Source organism: Comamonas halotolerans, assembly GCF_030162935.1.
In the GTDB taxonomy this organism is placed as follows: Bacteria; Pseudomonadota; Gammaproteobacteria; order Burkholderiales; family Burkholderiaceae_C; genus Comamonas; species Comamonas halotolerans.
On the sequence record NZ_JASAUZ010000003.1, the window covers coordinates 21,952 to 37,878 of the forward strand.

Here is a 15,927-nt window from a genome sequence, read left to right on the forward strand (position 1 = left end):
CTTGCCTGTGTCAGGGACGCGAAGCCCCGGGAGCGGGTGCTACCACTTGCCACTGCAAAGTGCTCTGACCCACAGCGTGGTCACTGCCTGCTGCCTGGCGCAATTGGCTGCCAATGTCTTCCAGCGAAGTTGCTCCCTGCAAAGGTCTGAACGCAGCTTGTTGCAGGTTGGGCGGCAATTTGTCTGATAGATCGCTGGGACTTGCAAAGCAACCCACCCGTTCTTGTCCTGGTGCTCCGGCATCAATGACAAAGCCAGGGGTGGGGCTCATCCAGTCAGGAATACGAATCGCCTGGCTGGCAGGCACCCAGCCTGAGTTGTTGGTGGCGTTTGGCAGCAGGCGGATGACTTCGTTGTGGCCATTTTCCATATAGCAATAGAGATAAGACGTACGGGAGACAGTCGCTGAAAGGAAGATCTGTTCGCCGGACGTGAAGTGCTCGCGTCCCTGCATGATGTTTTCAATCTGCATGTCGATCTGCACGGGTTCACCGGGCTGGCTTGCTTGGGCGCTGGTGCTTGATGAGCCGCTGGTGTTGGCCCAGCCAATGCGTTGTAAATGACCATCAGTGGTCAGGCCGACAAAGTCGCGCAGTGCTCGCTCATAAGTCGGAAAATCCACAATGCCCGTGACTACCAGACGCTCGTCTGCCTGAAACTGCATGAGTGCCTGGCGTAAAGTGCGCTCATCTGGCGTTTCACTAGACAGATAACCCCGTCGTAGCAGGGAGCGGCGGATCAGGTGGCTGCGGTTGGCTGGTCCCGCCTCTTCAAACCACTCACGCATCTGGCGGATGAATTCTGGGTGTGTCTGCTCCAAAGTCAGGCATTGCCAGTAAGGCACGCGTGCCCATTTGCCCAGCAGCTCCACCATGGCCAGTTCCACCAATGTCCGAATGGCCGGGCCAGAGCCCTGCGTATAGTCGCGGCCCACATTGAACTGCACACCGTAATTGCCGATGCGGCCTGATAGATCCAGGCCTTGTCCACCGCTGCCAATGACGATCTCGTTGGCGGAATCCAGGCCCGGAATAATGGTTCGGCTGCGAAAGTCTCCCAGATGCATTTCCATGCCGATGACCGTTGAGCGTTTGTTTTGGTTGTAGCCTGTCTCCAGACGTGAAGCAGAAGTACCGACATCAAAATTGTTGCTGGTGACTTGCTGGTCTACAAAGGCGATAGCGCCCGATACATACAACGCAGGCCGTTGTAGACGAATCTGGTTGTTGTTGAGCAGCAAGGTGGTGAGGTTCTGCACCGTGTCTTGCTGGGCAATGTTCACCTCATAGTCCACAAACCGGAATGCATTGCTGACGCGCGACATCTGGGAAAGGGCAGTGACGACCATTTCCTTGGTGGCAACTGCAATTCGGCCTGAATAATCCGGAATGGATTTACTGGTGATGAGCACCGTCCCCATGCCGGTTTCCCGGAAAAGATGGTCCATGCACATCAAGGAGTCGGAGAAGCTTGAAAAAGAGCGCGTAGGACGCACCGCGGGGCGATTGATCTCGGGTGCTCGGGCATGGTAAGCAGCATCTTTGGCCGGGCTCAGGGGCGTACACCCAGCAAGCAGTCCTGCTGCGCTGAGAAAAGCGCCAACGCATTGCATTCTCAGTCGCATCGGAAAAACTGCCCGGTGTAGATTTGTCATATTTTCCTCGCAACCGTATTCTTTGTAGGTATCCAGCAACTGTATTAACGGCAGACGTTGATCAGATCGCCTCTCAAAACCACGACTTGGTCCTTGGTTCCTGAAACTTGCGAACCCACATTGCTGCCAACGTCTTGGATACAGGTTTTTCGATTGGCTTGGGTTGTCACTTGCCTTGTGACATCGGTATCGGTGTATATGTCGTCGGTTCTGTCTGTGAACGTCTTGGCTTCGTAGCGCACGATCTTTGCTCTGAGCGAGGTCGGAATTTCGGTATTGGAGTCCAGACCCTGAGATTTGGAGGATGCTCCAAGTGGCAACTGCAGATGTTCCACGGGTTGCTGCAGCTGGATCGTGTCTTCGCCAGGGGCTGACCAGCTGGCGCTGGCTGTGAACAAGCCCAGTCCAGCCATCCATATCCGGTAGGTATTTAGCGTATGCATGATGTGCTCCTCACCATAGAACTGTTAGTAAAGGAGCATGCTCCTTTACTAACAGGCAAAAGTCTGGATGGGCTGCAGATTACTTGCAGGTCACGCAGGCATTGTTTGTCGAGAGGTTTTGAACGGCGCTGGCATTGGAGGCTGCGTGGTTGACAACGCTGGAGCGTTTCAGACTTACAAACTGGGTCAGTGCAGCCGTGTTCTTCACATCGCCAAGGTTGCTCGCCAGATTCTGCGAGGCATAGGAGGAGCCATCCGCGTAGTTGGAGATAGCAGAATCTCTTGCGCTGGTGATTTGCGTCAGTTGGCCCTTCACGCTAACTCCTGCGGTATTCGAGGAGATATTTTGGCGGGCGGTAGCGTTGTCGAATGCAGTATTTGTGGCGCTGGACCAGCTCAGTGATGTCGCCTGAACGGTGGCGGCATCAATCTGGATGCCCGCGGTATCGTTCTGTCCTCCGCTGGAGCCACCGCCGGGCTTGCCGGAGCCTTGGCCAAAGCTTTCAGCAAAAGAGGTAGATGCCAGCAGGGTCAAAGCGACCATAGCGATTGTCTTTTTCATGATTGCACTCCTTAGATTCAATGTATTTCATGATTTGTCTGGCAGAGAACGCCTCTGCCAGCAGGCCTGAAGTCAGTTTCGATGGCCTGAAGCCAGTGTCTCGTTATGTCAGTCAACAGCCAATCCTGTAAATTTGGTAAGTAGTCGCATCATGGATCGGCTATGCTTGGGTTGAAACTCATAGCAAAAAACTTTTGACTTTGTATTTTTCTTAGAAAAAGTAAATATAAAAATAACTAGTTTCAAAGTGTAAATACTGCAATTATTTTGAAGGACGGCAATGATTTCCAACCAAGAAGGCATTTCGCAGCCGCAACAATGGGAAGGTGTTGGGAATGGCAGCACAGCCATGCCCATGCAGTGGCCGGGCTTTATGGTGGGGCAAAGGGACAAGCCCATTCGCGTGTTGCTGGTGGATGACGATGCACATGTAAGACGCGTGGTTGAGCATGAATTGATGGCAGATCAGCGCGTTTTGCTGGTGGGGCAGTCAGGAAGTCTGCGCGAGGCCAAGCGCCTGATGCGTCGTGAAGCATTTGATGTTCTGCTGGCAGATTTGAAACTGGAGGATGGAACCGGTTTCGACTTGCTCAACCTGCAGCGTTCTCTGCGACCGGCGGCTGAAACCATCATCATCTCGGTGATGGAGGGAGACTCGCAGCTGCTGCAGGCTATTGAGCACGGTGCTGCTGGCTATCTGGTCAAGCATTGCTGGTTCGGCAGTTATGTGCAGGCCGTGTTGCAGGTCGCTAATGGTGGTGCTTCCATCACCCCCCATGTCGCCCGACGGCTGCTGGAGAGGCTGCGCGGTAATGCGGGAGAAAGCAAGCCTGTGGAAAGCGCCCAGCTATCGAGCCGTGAGCGAGAAATCCTGCGCCATGTCGCCAGTGGTTACACCAGCCAGGAAATTGCACTGCAACTGCAGATCACGACGCTGACAGTCAACAGTCATGTACGCAATATCTATCGAAAGCTGCAGATAAAAAGCCGTACTCAGGCTGTACGCGCGGCTTTGCTGCACGGCCTGATATAGCCAAGGTGTCTTCCATGGTTGCGCCAGACATGCGTGTGGTAGGGGGTTGTGCAGCCTTGCTACTTTGTAACTTCACGGTCTTGCTGTTTGGGTTGTGGCTGCTGGGCGCTGATGTAAGCCATACAGAGTGGGTGAACTGGCTGCTGGTCTTGTCGGTGCAATGCCTTGGCATCGGCTTTGTTTATGTACTGTTGCGTCGCGCGTTGCGCTGGCAAAAGCGGCGACTGGTACGAGTTTCCGGTGAGGTCAAGGCTGAGCGCATTCGTATTGCCCAGAACCTGCATGATGGTGTGTGCGCACACCTGTTTCAGGCGCAGGCGTTGCTCGATGCACCGCAAAACGACTATGTGGCCATACGCCACAGCATTGAAAATGCCATGTGGGCGCTGCGCGCTGAAATGGGCATGCTCGACGATGCGGATGCAAGCTTGGTGGAGCGCCTCGCCTCCATCCGTTGCCGGGTACAGCCCTTGCTGGACATGCGCGGTATTCGAATGATGTGGCAGATGCCCGTGCAGGATGTGGATCAGAGCCCGTGCGGCAACCAGGGGGTGCAACTGGCCATGTTGGCGCAGGAAGCGATCAGCAATTCCCTGCGGCACTCGCAATGCAGGGTGCTGGAAGTGAGGCTCTCACTGGCCTCCGGCAGCGGAACGCTTGTGATCGCGGACGACGGCTGTGGCTACTTCAATACCCGGGCACAGGTCTTGACGGAAATGCCTGCGCTGGATGGTGGACGCGGTATGACCAATATGCACAAGCGCGCGCGGTTGGCGGGGGCTCGCATGGAAATTATTGAGGGAGAGCTGGGACAAGGTACCCGCATTGAGGTTTCTTGGCAGTCTGCAGCCTAGAAAACCTCCGTGAAAAGACTGCAAACTCATGCGTACCCAAGCGTAAAAGGATGACAAGTAGCGCTGCCGCATGGATGCGACTCTAGGGCCGCTTCTTCCAACCTTCGCAGCTATGTCTTCCGAGCAGCAGTCATCTCACATCACTTCCATTCCTCCCAAAGTACCATCCGCCGAGCCTCAGCCTGGTGGTGCTGGGCATGACCGCCGCACGCAGGTACGTTATGCCCAGGTGCAGGATGCGAGTCTGCAATCCCTGGCAGACATCCTGCCCGGCATGCGCTGGCTGATTGGTTTGCTGATTGCCAGTGTCATCATTGCGGCTCTGTATTTCGGGCGCGATATTCTGATTCCTCTGGCACTGGCGGTGTTGCTGGGATTTTTGCTTGACCCCGCTGTCACGCGGCTAAAGCGTTGGGGGCTGCCACGCATGGCTGCAACCCTGGTAGTGGTGGCATTGGGCCTGGGTGCGCTGACCGGTATGGGGTTTTATCTGGGCAAGCAGGTGCAGAGCCTGAGTGCTGATTTGCCTACCTACCAAAATACCATCAAGCAAAAACTCAAAAATCTGAGAGCGCTCAGCAAGGGACCCAGTGCCTGGGATGGGGCGCTGAAAACCTACAGTACTGTGGAAACCGAAATCAGCAAAGCAGCAGCCGAGGCTTCGCGCGGGGAACCCAAGATTCAGAAAGTGGAGGTGGTGCGAGAAGAGCCCAAGCCGCTGGAAGTGGTCATGCAATGGCTCGATAAAGTCAGTGAGCCTGTAGCCATGATTGGCATCGTGCTGCTGTTTGTGATTTTGATTCTGCTGGACAGGGACGACTTGCGCGACCGCTTGCTGCGCTTGATGGGGGGCAATTTGCATCTGGCCACCGATGCGCTGGATGAAGCTTCTGACCGCATTGGCAAATACCTGCGCATGCAGTTCATTGTCAATGTCACATATGGCATTCCCATGGCCCTTGGCCTCTGGATTATTGGTGTGCCGGGAGCGATTTTGTGGGGAGTGCTGGCCACCATCATGCGCTTTGTGCCATATGTGGGGCCGATGATTTCTGCCGTATTCCCCTTGGCCTTGGCCTTTGCCGTGGCGCCTGGTTGGGACATGTTGTTGTGGACCTTGGGCTTGATCCTTTTGCTGGAGCTGATCAGTAACAACGTGATTGAGCCGTGGCTGTACGGCTCCAGCACAGGTCTGTCCACCTTGGCAATCATCATGGCAGCAACCTTCTGGACGGCTTTGTGGGGACCGATTGGGTTGATTCTTTCCACCCCTTTGACTGTGTGTTGCCTTGTGCTGGGGCGCTATTTGCCGGGCCTGCAATTCATGGAAGTGCTGCTGGGGAGTCAACCGGTACTGGATGCTCCGCATCGCTTGTACCAGCGTCTTTTGGCAGACGATGTCAACGGTGCCATTGATCTGGCGCAGGATGAGATTGCAGAGCGTTTCCCTGCCAAAGCCACTGAAGCCGATAACGCTGATGCAGTGATGAATTTCTACGAACAGGTCGGTGTGCCAACGCTGAAGCTGGCCTACAAACACCATACTGAAAATGCCACAGCAGAGCACCGCATGCGCCTGTCCAGTGGGATGGAGGACTTGCTTGAAGACTTGCTGGAAGACTATTCCGCTCAGGGCGTGCATGTTGCAACGGCATTGCGCGGCCGGGTGCATTGCGTGGGAGTGAGGTGGGAGGTCGATGCATTGGCGGCAGACATGGCCATGCACAGCTTGCGCTTGCATGGTATCCATGCAACCAGTGGCGTGCACGCCATTACAGCTGCTGTAGGGCCGGAGGAAACAGCAGGCTGGGCAGATGTGCAGTGGCTGGTGATGTCTACCTTCCACGCCCAGCCGCAGGCAATGGTGCGTCAGATGCTGCGCCGTGTGCGTCGCCGTTATCCACATATCCAGGTGGTGTTGGCGCTATGGAATGCAGCCCCGGAAGTGTTGCAGGAAACTGTGGTTCAGCGCATGGGGGCAGTGAGTGTGGTCACCAGCATGCAGGAGTTGCTTCTACGCATGCAGCAACTGATTTCACCGGAACAGGTGCGGCAAGGGTATGTGGCGGCAGAGCTGCCCGAAGGAGATTCCGAGCGCGTGCAGTTTCTCCAGCACAGCGGTGCTTTAGCCCCCGAGCTTTTGCCTACCTACAAAGAAGCGGTGTTGAAGGCGGCCAATGCCTTTAATGTCAAGTATGCGCAGGTGTCCTTGGTGGATCACGACTGGGTGCATACACCCGGAAGTCTGCTGGTGCGCAGCAGCGCACCGGAAGGCAGGCCAGGTTTGCCGCGCGACATCTCGATTTGTTCTTATGTTGTGCGTGACGGTGAAGACTTGGTGGTGGAGGATGTTGCGCGCGATCCGCGTTTTGCAGACAACCCGGTCTTGCTGGAGGCAGAGGTGAAGTTTTACGCTGGTGTGCCGCTCAAGAGCAAAAAAGGGCAGGTGCTGGGCACGCTGTGCATCATGCACGATGCGCCACGGGAAATCGATGATGATGAGCTGGGCGTATTACATGATATGGTCAAAGAGCTGATGGGCACCTTGCGCGAAGCGCATCAAAGCAGTAGCGCGCAGTCACCCAATGCCGATGCAGCCAGCTGAGGCTATGGTTGACATCGGACTTTGCCTGGGCCTTACATGGAACTGAGCAGCATCTCCTCGTAATCCTGTGCACTGGCTGCGCGTGGGTTGGTGCTGTGGCAATGGTCTTTGAGGGCACCATCGATAAGCTTGTCAAAACATGCTCTATCTACACCCATGGCGGCCAAGCCTGTGGGCAGTCCCAGGCGCGCATTCATGTCTTTGATGGCAGCGGGAATGTCGGTGGCGCTGACCAGCCCCATGGTATGGGCCATTTTCTCCAGTCTCTGTTCGCGCTGCACCGACTCGGATTGTGCATTGAACTGCACCACGGCCGGCAGGAACATGGCATTCAGTGTGCCGTGGTGCAGGCGGGGTTCAATTCCGCCCAGACTGTGGCTCATGCTGTGAACACAGCCCAGGCCTTTTTGGAATGCCATCGCTCCTTGCATGCTGGCACTCATGAGCTGGCGACGTGCTTCGGCATCTTGCCCATTGCGGGTCGCACGCTCGATATGCGCCCAGCCCCGGCTCAAACCATCCAGTGCAATTCCGTCAGCGGGTGGGTTGAACACGGCGGACATAAACGTTTCCATGCAATGCGCTATGGCATCCATGCCAGTGGCAGCAGTCAGCACGGGAGGGAGCCCATACGTGAGCTCAGGGTCGCAAATGGCAGCCTTGGGCACCAGATTCCAGGAGTGAAAACCCAGTTTGCGCTGGTCATCAACGATGATGACGGCGCCTCGTGCCACCTCGCTGCCAGTGCCGCTGGTGGTGGGCACGGCAATGATGGGGGCAACCGCCTCGGTGATCTTGGGAGAACCTCCTTCAATCGTGGCGTAGGTTTTCAGCGGGCCAGGGTGGGTGGCTGTGATGGCGACCCCTTTGGCGCAGTCAATGGCGCTGCCACCACCGACAGCAATCAGGCCGTCGCAGTTGCTTTGCAGATAAAGTTGCGTAGCAGCACGAACTGCAGCTTCCGTGGGATTGCTGGGAGTGGCATCAAACACCGTAACGGGGAGATCGCCCAGGGCATCCAGCGCTTTTTGCAGTACACCCGCAGCTTTGACACCAGCGTCGGTTACCACCATGGGGCGGGTTATGCCTACACGCTGACACTCCTGGGCCAGCAAGCGTACGGCACCGTAGTCAAACTGTATTTGCGTGACGTAATTGATAAAAGCCATAACCGTCTCCAAGCCCTCAGAGGATCAAACGCAGGCATCTTCGCCAACTGTTCGCGCATAGGCTACCTTGAGAACCCTGAGAAAAGGTTGAACCACGTCACACATGGGACAAGCCACAGGCCAGCAACTGGCTTGCTAATGCTGCATGATGTGCAGCTTTGTGATTGTTGCTTGCGTGCTGTGACCGAAGAACTCGAACTCAACCATCCTCTGAACCCTGCCATGCGCGATGTGCTGCGCCGCATGGTGCGTGCCAATCGTCCCCATCTGCATACGCTGACGCCGCAGCAGGCTCGTGCAGCCTACGAGGCAGGGGCAGGGGTACTCGAAATTGCCAAACAAGAACTTCCGCGCGTAGAAGATATCCAGATTCCTTCCCGGGATGGCGCGTCGCTGTCAGCCCGTTTGTATGCGCCAAGCACAGCGACTGCTTTACCGGTGCTGCTGTACTTGCATGGAGGCGGTTTCACCATTGGCAGTGTGGCCACCCACGATGTGTTGTGTCGCCGTCTGGCTTATCTGGCGGGTTGTGCCGTGGTGTCACTGGATTACCGATTGGCACCGGAGTACAAGTTTCCGACTGCTATTCATGATGCCTGGGATGCGCTGCAATGGCTGCACACACAGGGGAAGGCGCTGGGGCTGGATACAACGCGCATGGCAGTGGGAGGGGATAGCGCAGGCGGTACCTTGGCTGCAGCATGTGCCTTACAGGCGCGCGATGCCAAGCTGCCTTTGCAACTGCAATTGCTGATCTATCCCGGCACCTGTGCCCACCAGGATACGGACTCACACTTTCGCTATGCGCAGGGTTTGGTTTTGGAGCGTGAAGGCATTCACTGGTTCTTCAACAACTACATTCGCAATGAGGCTGATCGTGAAGATTGGCGCTTTGCGCCGTTGCTTGCGACGGATGCGGAAGGTGTTGCTCCGGCCTTTTTTTGTTTGGCAGAACTGGATCCGCTGGTTGATGAAGGTGTGCAATACGCCGACATGCTGCGCATGGCGGGCGTGCCGGTGGAGCTGGAGATCTACAAAGGCGTTACACACGAATTCATCAAAATGGGGCGAGCCATTGCCGAGGCGCGACAAGCCCATACCGATATGGCGGCAGCCCTGCGTGCTGCCTTGGGCACATCGCCCGCCAGCGTTTAAACGAATGTTAGAAAGAAGCATATGCGCCCTCAAGATTTTCGCTGCCGCCACAGATTGACCGTGCGTTGGGCTGAAGTGGATGCACAGAAGATTGTTTTCAACGCCCATTACCTGATGTATGCCGATGTGGCTGTGACAGATTACTGGAAGCAAATGGCCATGCCTTATGCCCAAAGCTGGGCCAGCCTGGGTGGCGAGTTGTTTGTGAAGAAGGCCTCGGTGACCTATCACGCCTCTGCGCAGATGGGTGATGTGCTGGATGTGGGCATCCGCTGTGTCAAGCAGGGCAACACATCACTGCAATTTGAAGCGGCCATCTTCCGTGGGCAGCAGTTGCTCAATACCGTGGACTTGGTGTACGTGTTTGCCGATGCCACACAAACTCCGCGAGCTGTGCCGCAGCAGTTGCGCGATATGCTGACGGCGTTTGAAGCTGGTGAAGACATGGTGCAGCTCCAATCGGGCAACTGGAATGATCTGGGCCGTTTGGCTGAGCGCTTGCGCATGGAAGTGTTTGTCAAAGAGCAGGGTGTGCCGCGAGAGATCGAGATTGACGAGTTCGATACCATGTGCCGCCACGTTGTGATGACCAATCGCTTGGGGCATGCTGTGGCGACGGGGCGCCTGGTCAGCGATGCCCCAGGCGTGGCACGCATTGGTCGCATGGCAGTGGCCCGCGAGTTGCGCGGCAGTCGCGTGGGGCGACAGGTGCTGGATGCATTGATTGCCGCAGCTCGAGACCGGGGTGACAAGGAAGCAGTGTTGCATGCCCAGGTTCATGCGCAAAACTTCTATGCCCTAGCGGGCTTTCTGCCCGAAGGTGAGGTGTATGACGAAGCGGGCATTGACCACATTACCATGCGCTTGAAGCTGTAGTGGTTGATTCAGCGTCTTGCACAAAGGCACATTGGATGTGAGCCCGGCTTTAGTCCTTCATGGCTGAAAGCTTTTTGTCGGCTGGCTGCAGGTTGCATGGACTGGACCGCATGGACGAGCATGTTGCTACTGCAGCGTCTTCTGCTGTCAGGTTGGCAAGCGCAGGGGTTCACAGCAGACGAGTTTGGCGAGCATAGCTGGTGCAGTTTATTCAATCACACAGTCACATAGCAAGAGTGCATTGAATGCTTTGGCACATAAAAGCAGACTTGCACCAAATACCAGATGCGTTGCCAGGCTTACACAGCGTTGCAGCCAGGGCTGCGCAGTTTTGGCAGCAGCCATGCCAGCGCCCAGGGCGGGTTGCATGACCAGCCATGGCATGAGCACCGTAGCGGCACCAAAGGTCAGTGCTTGCAGCAGCTGCGGCTGAGCATCAGTGACTGACAACAGGCATGCGGCCAAGACAATGCCTGTTAGATAGTGCAGCGCCCATCCCAACAGCTTTTCATTTCGGATGGGCTGCGATTGCTGGATCGGTGTGTGGAACCATGTTCCGCTGAACCAGTGACCACACCATCGCCCCAGCATCGCGTAATCCAGCGTGGCAATGCCTAAACGTCGTAGCATGTACGACCACAGATCCATGCACATGGTGGCACCTATGCCAACAGCTGCAATACATTTCCACCAACTCCAATCACACATAAAACCCCCGTTTTCCAATTCCTAACTACAGTGTTTTTGTACTCTAGAGGTTCAAGTGCACTTTAACGCAAGGGTGTATGCATGGATATTTCAGAAGTGGTCAAACGAACCGGCTTGGCCGCATCAACGATTCGGTTTTATGAAGAAAAGGGTCTGATTCAGTCTGTTGGCAGACATGCGCAGCGTCGTTTGTTTGGCCCAGATATTCTGGATCGGCTGGCCCTCATCATGTTGGGCCGTGCTGCAGGCTTTTCGCTACAGGAAATGGCGGCTATGCTGAATGCTCAAGGTGAGCCTGAGATTGATCGGCAGATGCTGCTGCGTAAAGCACGTGAGCTGGATGCCACCATTGGACGCTTAAAAGCAGTGCGTGACGGTTTGAAGCATGCCGCCAATTGCCCTGAGAGCAGTCATCTCGTTTGCCCCACGTTTCAGCGATTGATGCGAGCCGCCAGTAGTGGCGATATGGTTGCGCTGACTCCGGGTCCGAACAAAAAGCTGTGAAAAATGGTCAGCTTCCATGTGGGGCTGGAGGATGGGTAGTGTCGGCTGCCACGGGCTTGTCCGAAACATACCGTTTCTTTCAAGCTGAAATGCGGCAGTTCAGGCAAACCGTGTTACCTCTGTGAACGAAGAAATTGACATGATCCACATCCATACCTTGGAAACGCCAAGATTGCGGCTTCGACAGTGGCGCAGTGATGATTACCCGATTTTTGCGCGTCTGAATGCTGATGCTGAAACCATGCGCTATTTCCCCGCCACGTTGAGCACCGCTCAAAGCAATGCCATTGCGCAGCGTTGCCGGGAGTTGATTGCGCAACGAGGCTGGGGCTTTTGGGCAGTCGAAGAAAAATCCAGTGCTTCCTTTCTTGGATTCATCGGTTTGCATGTGTCGGAGGATCACTTGCCGTTTTCGCCTTGTGTGGAGGTGGGCTGGCGCTTGTTGCGCAGCAGCTGGGGGCAAGGTCTTGCCACTGAGGGGGCCAAGGCAGCGCTGGAATTTGCCTTCCATCAGCTGCAACTCAAAGAAGTCGTGGCTTTTACCGCGCTGCCGAATTTGCGCTCACAGCGTGTCATGCAAAAACTGGGAATGACACGTGATGAGCAGACATTTCAACATCCCGCTGTCCCTTTGGGACATGCGTTGCGCGAGCATTGCTTATATCGTGCTGTGCCCCAGCCGCTGCCTTAGCTGGCGTGCCCTAACATGCCTTGCGCAGCGTTGTATTGCAGAGCCCATGCCTGTTGTGAAAGAGCCGTGTCAAAGTACCCCGTGCAGTGGCACCTAACCGCGTGCACGTCCCCAATTCATGATTCCGGTGCCTGCTATGGCCATCGCTCCACCCAGCAGCATGGGTGTGTCAATACGCTCTCCCAGCAAAAGTGCTGAAATGAGTACGCCAAACAGTGGCACCAAGGTGATGTATCCAGATGCTGCGCCTGCGCCAAGGGATTTGACGCCGTCAAAGTACCAGGCGTAAGCCAGCGCAGTGGCTCCAAATGCAAGAAACAGCAAGGCTGCCCAAGCTGTTGCCCCGCTGTGGGCTGCGTCGATCAGTGCTTGTGGCCCTTCGACGACCAAACTGCCCACCATGAGCATGAGTGCACCGATGGAGCTCGTGACGGCGGTTGTGGACAACGCATCCACGCCGGTAAGCATCCAGCGTCCGATCAAGGTATAGAGCACCCAGCACACCACGCAGCCAAGAATCAAAAGCTCACCAATGCCCACGGCTCCTTGGAGAAGATCCAGTGGGTTACCGTGTGAGAGCACCACCATGGCCCCCGCGATAGCCATCGCAATCCCAACGACAATGATGGTGTTTAACCGTTCTTTGAACAACCATGCAGCCATGAGCAAGGTGACCACTGGATTGAGCGTAATGACTAACGCAGCCTTGCCTGCGGGCAGGTGCTGCAAGCCTGACAAGAAGAACGCGGCATAGCCGAAGACACCAGTAGCACCCGCTGCGGTCATGCCGAGCCAGCGTTTGGCGCTCCAGGTCTTTAACTGGCCGAGGCCTCCGGCCCAATACATCCATGGAATCAATACCATGGCAGCCAACAAAAAACGCAAGCAGGAACCTGCGAGAGGTGACATGGACTGCGCAATGATGCGCCCTGCAGGCCAAGATGCTCCCCATAGCACGGCCATCCCAATAAGCCGCAGGTGCGGGCCAAAGCGCTGATTCTTTTGCATGGAGCATGACTATGCACCATCCATGTGATGGTGCGGTGTAATGACAGTCTCTTTCGCATCATTGCAATGCGAGAAAAAACTGTTCTGGCTGCATAAAAATAAAGCTCGCATGCACTGCTTTGGAGGGCTATTTATTGGTGCTGCCTGCATGCATGGAGTACGTCGTTGGGTTGCGCCTATGCGGGCAATCACGTGGCTTTGAACCCGGTTTGGCATCGAGCGTCAGAATATTCCAAGTGCCAAGCCGTTGGCCAGGGCAGCACCCAGCTCGGAGCAAGCAGCGAGCGAAGTGCTGTCTATGTGCTTGGGGGCAGCAATGGCTTGAGGGGTTTGTGCATGGGTGCACACAATCAACGGCTCTGCCACTGCTTTCAAACGCCAGCCTGTGGCGATACGCTCAATCTGGCGGGCTGCATTGCTGCCGTCACTGCCAGCACAAACCAGCGTGCAATAAGGCCGACCATTGATACGATCCAGCACCTCGTAGTAGCTGCGATCGAAGAAGTCTTTCAGCATGCCACTGATGGCTGCAAGGTTCTCTGGTGTTGCGAAAACGTAACCATCAGCCGCCAGAACATCGCTTGGACCGGTGTCAGCGGCGCGTAGCAAGCGCACCTGCAGATCACTTTCCTGCGCGGCCCCTTGGGCCAGCGCTTGCACCATTTGCAAAGTTCCGCCGGTCTGGCTGTGGTAGACGATGAGCAAGATTTTGGCGCTGGTCATGGTGCAAGCATACGCGGTTTGCCCAGAGCGCCATTTCCCTTGTTGCTGCCGTTAGGCCGGACTTCTTACAGCTCCTCGACGCGGCGGGCAGGATAGCTGTCCCAGCTTTGGCAGCCTGGGCAGTGCCAGAAATGCTGGCGGGTTTCAAATCCACAGGCGGCGCAGCGGTAACGGCTCAAGGGTTTGCTCGCATGTTCCAGTGCTTTTTGCACAGCAGGATGGTGTTCTTTGTGCTCCAACTTTTCACCAGCCAGCCACTTGGTGGCAGCCACCAGAGATGGTTCCTTGTCCAGGTGCTTGACGTACCAGTCACGGCTTTCACCTTCACTTTCACTGGGTGTGGTGTTGAGTGCCACCAGCGCATCCAGCAAATCCAAGGAGGGTGATTGCTCATAGCGGCTGCGCAGCAGTTGTGTCGCAGCGGTCTGCTGGCCGGTGGCGGCAGCCACTTCCAGCATCAATGGGGCTGCCAATGGCAGGCCTTGCGGGGTAGCTTGTGCCAACTCCTGCAAAGTCTTCCAGGCATCGCTCGATTGGTTCAGACGGTGCTGGATGCGCGCCAGCTCAATGCGTGGACGTGGAGTCTGCGGTGCAATGCGCACGGCTTCATGCAGCAGTTGATGGGCAGTGTCCAGTTGTGCATGGTCAGCTTGTTCGGCTGCTTGCTCACAGAGATAATGCGCCAGTCGGCCACTGAAGTCACCCTGCTTAGAAGTCTGCATGCGTCGGGCAATGTCTGCCGCTTGAGCCCAGTCGCGTGAGCGCTCGTAAATCGCCAGCAGTGCCAGGCGTGCTTCGGCTTCATAACTGGAGCCTTCCAGGCGGCGCAGCGCTTCTTCCGCGCGGTCCAGCAGACCTGCCTTCAAAAAGTCCTGGGCCAGCCCATGCTGGGCACGGTCGCGGTCTTCCTTGGTCAGATCGGCACGCGAGAGCAGGTGCTCGTGCACGCGTACGGCACGGTGGTATTCACCACGGCGGCGGAAAAGATTGCCTAAAGCAAAGTGCAAATCGGCTGTTTCCGGATCGTTCTGTACGGCTTCAATAAAGGCGTCAATAGCTTTGTCTTGCTGTTCGTTGAGCAAGAAGTTCAGGCCTTTGAAATAGGCTTTGGGTGCTTGGCGATTGTCTTGGCGTACTTGGCGCAAATCCATGCGCGAGGCCAGCCAGCCCAGCACAAAGGCCAGCGGCAAGCCCAAAAGAATCCAGCTGAGATCAAAGTCCATGGATGGTCGGAGGGAGTGGGTCAGAAGTGGTGTTGCTGGTGGCGTCTGCATCCTCTGAGGCTGCAGGTTGACTCAATTTGGCAGCGGTGCTGCGCTGCTTCCACCAGCGAGGCACCATCACCAGCACACCTGCAATCAGGCCACCAACAAATGCGGTCAGAACCACAAGCACCAGCGGCGCTTGCCAGAACGTGCCAAAGAAAAAGTGCACGGTGACGGCTTGCTGATTGTTGAGCGCAAAGGCAAACAGGGTGAAAAAAATGGCTGCCTTGAGCAGCCACAGCAGGTATTTCATGCGAGCCCTTCCTAGTTGCCTTGAATTTTAGGCGCACAGGAGGGCTTGCGGGTAATCAGTGAGTCAAAGAAAGCAGAGGCCTTCAATTGGTAGTAGCTGCAGGTACAGCCTTGTCTGTGTGAGGCTGGAAGTCAACGGCTTCACGCAGAGCTTTGCCAGGCTTGAAATGTGGAACCCGTTTTTCCGGGATATGGACCGATTCACCGCTGCGTGGATTGCGACCAATGCGGGCAGGGCGGCGGGAGACGGAGAAACTTCCAAAACCACGAATTTCAATACGCTGGCCTTGCACCAAGGCATCGCTGACGGCGTCTTGAATGGTTTTAACGGCGTGCTCGGCATCACGCTGGGTGAGCTGGGCAAAACGGGCAGCCAGCTCTTCAACTAAATCAGATCGGGTCATAGCTCAATCATCCCAAGCAGG

The 15,927-nt window shown here is 56.0% G+C and carries 17 protein-coding genes; 7 read left to right on the forward strand and 10 right to left on the reverse strand.

Annotated elements, in window-relative coordinates:
* Nucleotides 1–10: 10 nt before the first annotated feature.
* From QEP11_RS04115 to QEP11_RS04125, 3 genes are all read right to left on the reverse strand, one after another.
* Complete coding sequence (locus QEP11_RS04115) at nucleotides 11–1,447, reverse strand: DUF4384 domain-containing protein (protein ID WP_284335359.1); 1,437 nt, start codon at nucleotides 1,445–1,447, stop codon at nucleotides 11–13.
* A gap of 251 nt (nucleotides 1,448–1,698) precedes the next feature.
* Nucleotides 1,699–2,097, reverse strand: coding sequence for a hypothetical protein (locus QEP11_RS04120; RefSeq protein WP_284335360.1), 399 nt, complete (start codon nucleotides 2,095–2,097; stop codon nucleotides 1,699–1,701).
* Nucleotides 2,098–2,176: 79 nt separating this feature from the next.
* Complete coding sequence (locus QEP11_RS04125) at nucleotides 2,177–2,659, reverse strand: hypothetical protein (RefSeq protein ID WP_284335361.1); 483 nt, start codon at nucleotides 2,657–2,659, stop codon at nucleotides 2,177–2,179.
* A 280-nt stretch (nucleotides 2,660–2,939) separates the two neighbouring features.
* On the opposite strand from QEP11_RS04125, the gene QEP11_RS04130 reads away from it, so the two are divergent.
* From QEP11_RS04130 to QEP11_RS04140, 3 genes are all read left to right on the forward strand, one after another.
* Complete coding sequence (locus QEP11_RS04130) at nucleotides 2,940–3,692, forward strand: response regulator transcription factor (protein ID WP_284335362.1); 753 nt, start codon at nucleotides 2,940–2,942, stop codon at nucleotides 3,690–3,692.
* Between the two features lie 14 nt (nucleotides 3,693–3,706).
* Nucleotides 3,707–4,546 (forward strand): sensor histidine kinase, encoded by an 840-nt coding sequence (locus tag QEP11_RS04135; RefSeq protein ID WP_284335363.1) that lies wholly within the window; start codon nucleotides 3,707–3,709, stop codon nucleotides 4,544–4,546.
* A gap of 112 nt (nucleotides 4,547–4,658) precedes the next feature.
* Nucleotides 4,659–7,151, forward strand: coding sequence for an AI-2E family transporter (locus QEP11_RS04140; RefSeq protein WP_284335364.1), 2,493 nt, complete (start codon nucleotides 4,659–4,661; stop codon nucleotides 7,149–7,151).
* A 32-nt stretch (nucleotides 7,152–7,183) separates the two neighbouring features.
* Here QEP11_RS04140 and QEP11_RS04145 read toward each other — a convergent pair whose 3' ends face one another.
* Nucleotides 7,184–8,320 (reverse strand): iron-containing alcohol dehydrogenase, encoded by a 1,137-nt coding sequence (locus QEP11_RS04145; protein ID WP_284335365.1) that lies wholly within the window; start codon nucleotides 8,318–8,320, stop codon nucleotides 7,184–7,186.
* A gap of 222 nt (nucleotides 8,321–8,542) precedes the next feature.
* Here QEP11_RS04145 and QEP11_RS04150 point away from each other — a divergent pair, with 222 nt between their 5' ends.
* Nucleotides 8,543–9,475 (forward strand): alpha/beta hydrolase, encoded by a 933-nt coding sequence (locus QEP11_RS04150; protein WP_284335460.1) that lies wholly within the window; start codon nucleotides 8,543–8,545, stop codon nucleotides 9,473–9,475.
* Between the two features lie 21 nt (nucleotides 9,476–9,496).
* A complete protein-coding gene (locus QEP11_RS04155; RefSeq protein ID WP_284335366.1) occupies nucleotides 9,497–10,351 on the forward strand; it encodes a YbgC/FadM family acyl-CoA thioesterase in 855 nt (284 codons plus the stop codon).
* 207 nt (nucleotides 10,352–10,558) lie between these two features.
* On the opposite strand, the gene QEP11_RS04160 is transcribed toward QEP11_RS04155, so the two are convergent.
* Nucleotides 10,559–11,059 carry a DUF2938 family protein gene (locus QEP11_RS04160; protein WP_284335368.1) on the reverse strand — a complete coding sequence of 167 codons (501 nt, stop codon included), beginning with the start codon at nucleotides 11,057–11,059 and terminating at the stop codon, nucleotides 10,559–10,561.
* Nucleotides 11,060–11,140: 81 nt separating this feature from the next.
* Between QEP11_RS04160 and QEP11_RS04165 the strand changes: the two genes are divergently transcribed.
* Both QEP11_RS04165 and QEP11_RS04170 read left to right on the forward strand, forming a co-directional pair.
* Complete coding sequence (locus QEP11_RS04165) at nucleotides 11,141–11,563, forward strand: helix-turn-helix domain-containing protein (protein WP_284335369.1); 423 nt, start codon at nucleotides 11,141–11,143, stop codon at nucleotides 11,561–11,563.
* A gap of 139 nt (nucleotides 11,564–11,702) precedes the next feature.
* Nucleotides 11,703–12,254 (forward strand): GNAT family N-acetyltransferase, encoded by a 552-nt coding sequence (locus QEP11_RS04170; protein WP_284335370.1) that lies wholly within the window; start codon nucleotides 11,703–11,705, stop codon nucleotides 12,252–12,254.
* Nucleotides 12,255–12,347: 93 nt separating this feature from the next.
* Here QEP11_RS04170 and QEP11_RS04175 read toward each other — a convergent pair whose 3' ends face one another.
* The 5 genes from QEP11_RS04175 to QEP11_RS04195 all read right to left on the reverse strand — a co-directional run bounded on the left by QEP11_RS04175 (nucleotide 12,348) and on the right by QEP11_RS04195 (nucleotide 15,906).
* Nucleotides 12,348–13,262 (reverse strand): DMT family transporter, encoded by a 915-nt coding sequence (locus QEP11_RS04175; protein WP_284335371.1) that lies wholly within the window; start codon nucleotides 13,260–13,262, stop codon nucleotides 12,348–12,350.
* Nucleotides 13,263–13,484: 222 nt separating this feature from the next.
* Nucleotides 13,485–13,985, reverse strand: a complete 501-nt coding sequence (locus tag QEP11_RS04180; protein ID WP_284335373.1) for a flavodoxin family protein — start codon at nucleotides 13,983–13,985, stop codon at nucleotides 13,485–13,487.
* 65 nt (nucleotides 13,986–14,050) lie between these two features.
* The gene (lapB, locus tag QEP11_RS04185; protein WP_284335374.1) at nucleotides 14,051–15,208 is read right to left on the reverse strand and encodes a lipopolysaccharide assembly protein LapB; all 1,158 of its coding nucleotides are present in this window, start codon (nucleotides 15,206–15,208) and stop codon (nucleotides 14,051–14,053) included.
* Nucleotides 15,198–15,503 (reverse strand): LapA family protein, encoded by a 306-nt coding sequence (locus QEP11_RS04190; RefSeq protein ID WP_284335375.1) that lies wholly within the window; start codon nucleotides 15,501–15,503, stop codon nucleotides 15,198–15,200. Before QEP11_RS04190 ends, lapB begins: the two co-directional genes overlap by 11 nt.
* A gap of 82 nt (nucleotides 15,504–15,585) precedes the next feature.
* Nucleotides 15,586–15,906 carry an integration host factor subunit beta gene (locus QEP11_RS04195; RefSeq protein WP_284335377.1) on the reverse strand — a complete coding sequence of 107 codons (321 nt, stop codon included), beginning with the start codon at nucleotides 15,904–15,906 and terminating at the stop codon, nucleotides 15,586–15,588.
* Between the last annotated feature and the right edge of the window lie 21 nt (nucleotides 15,907–15,927).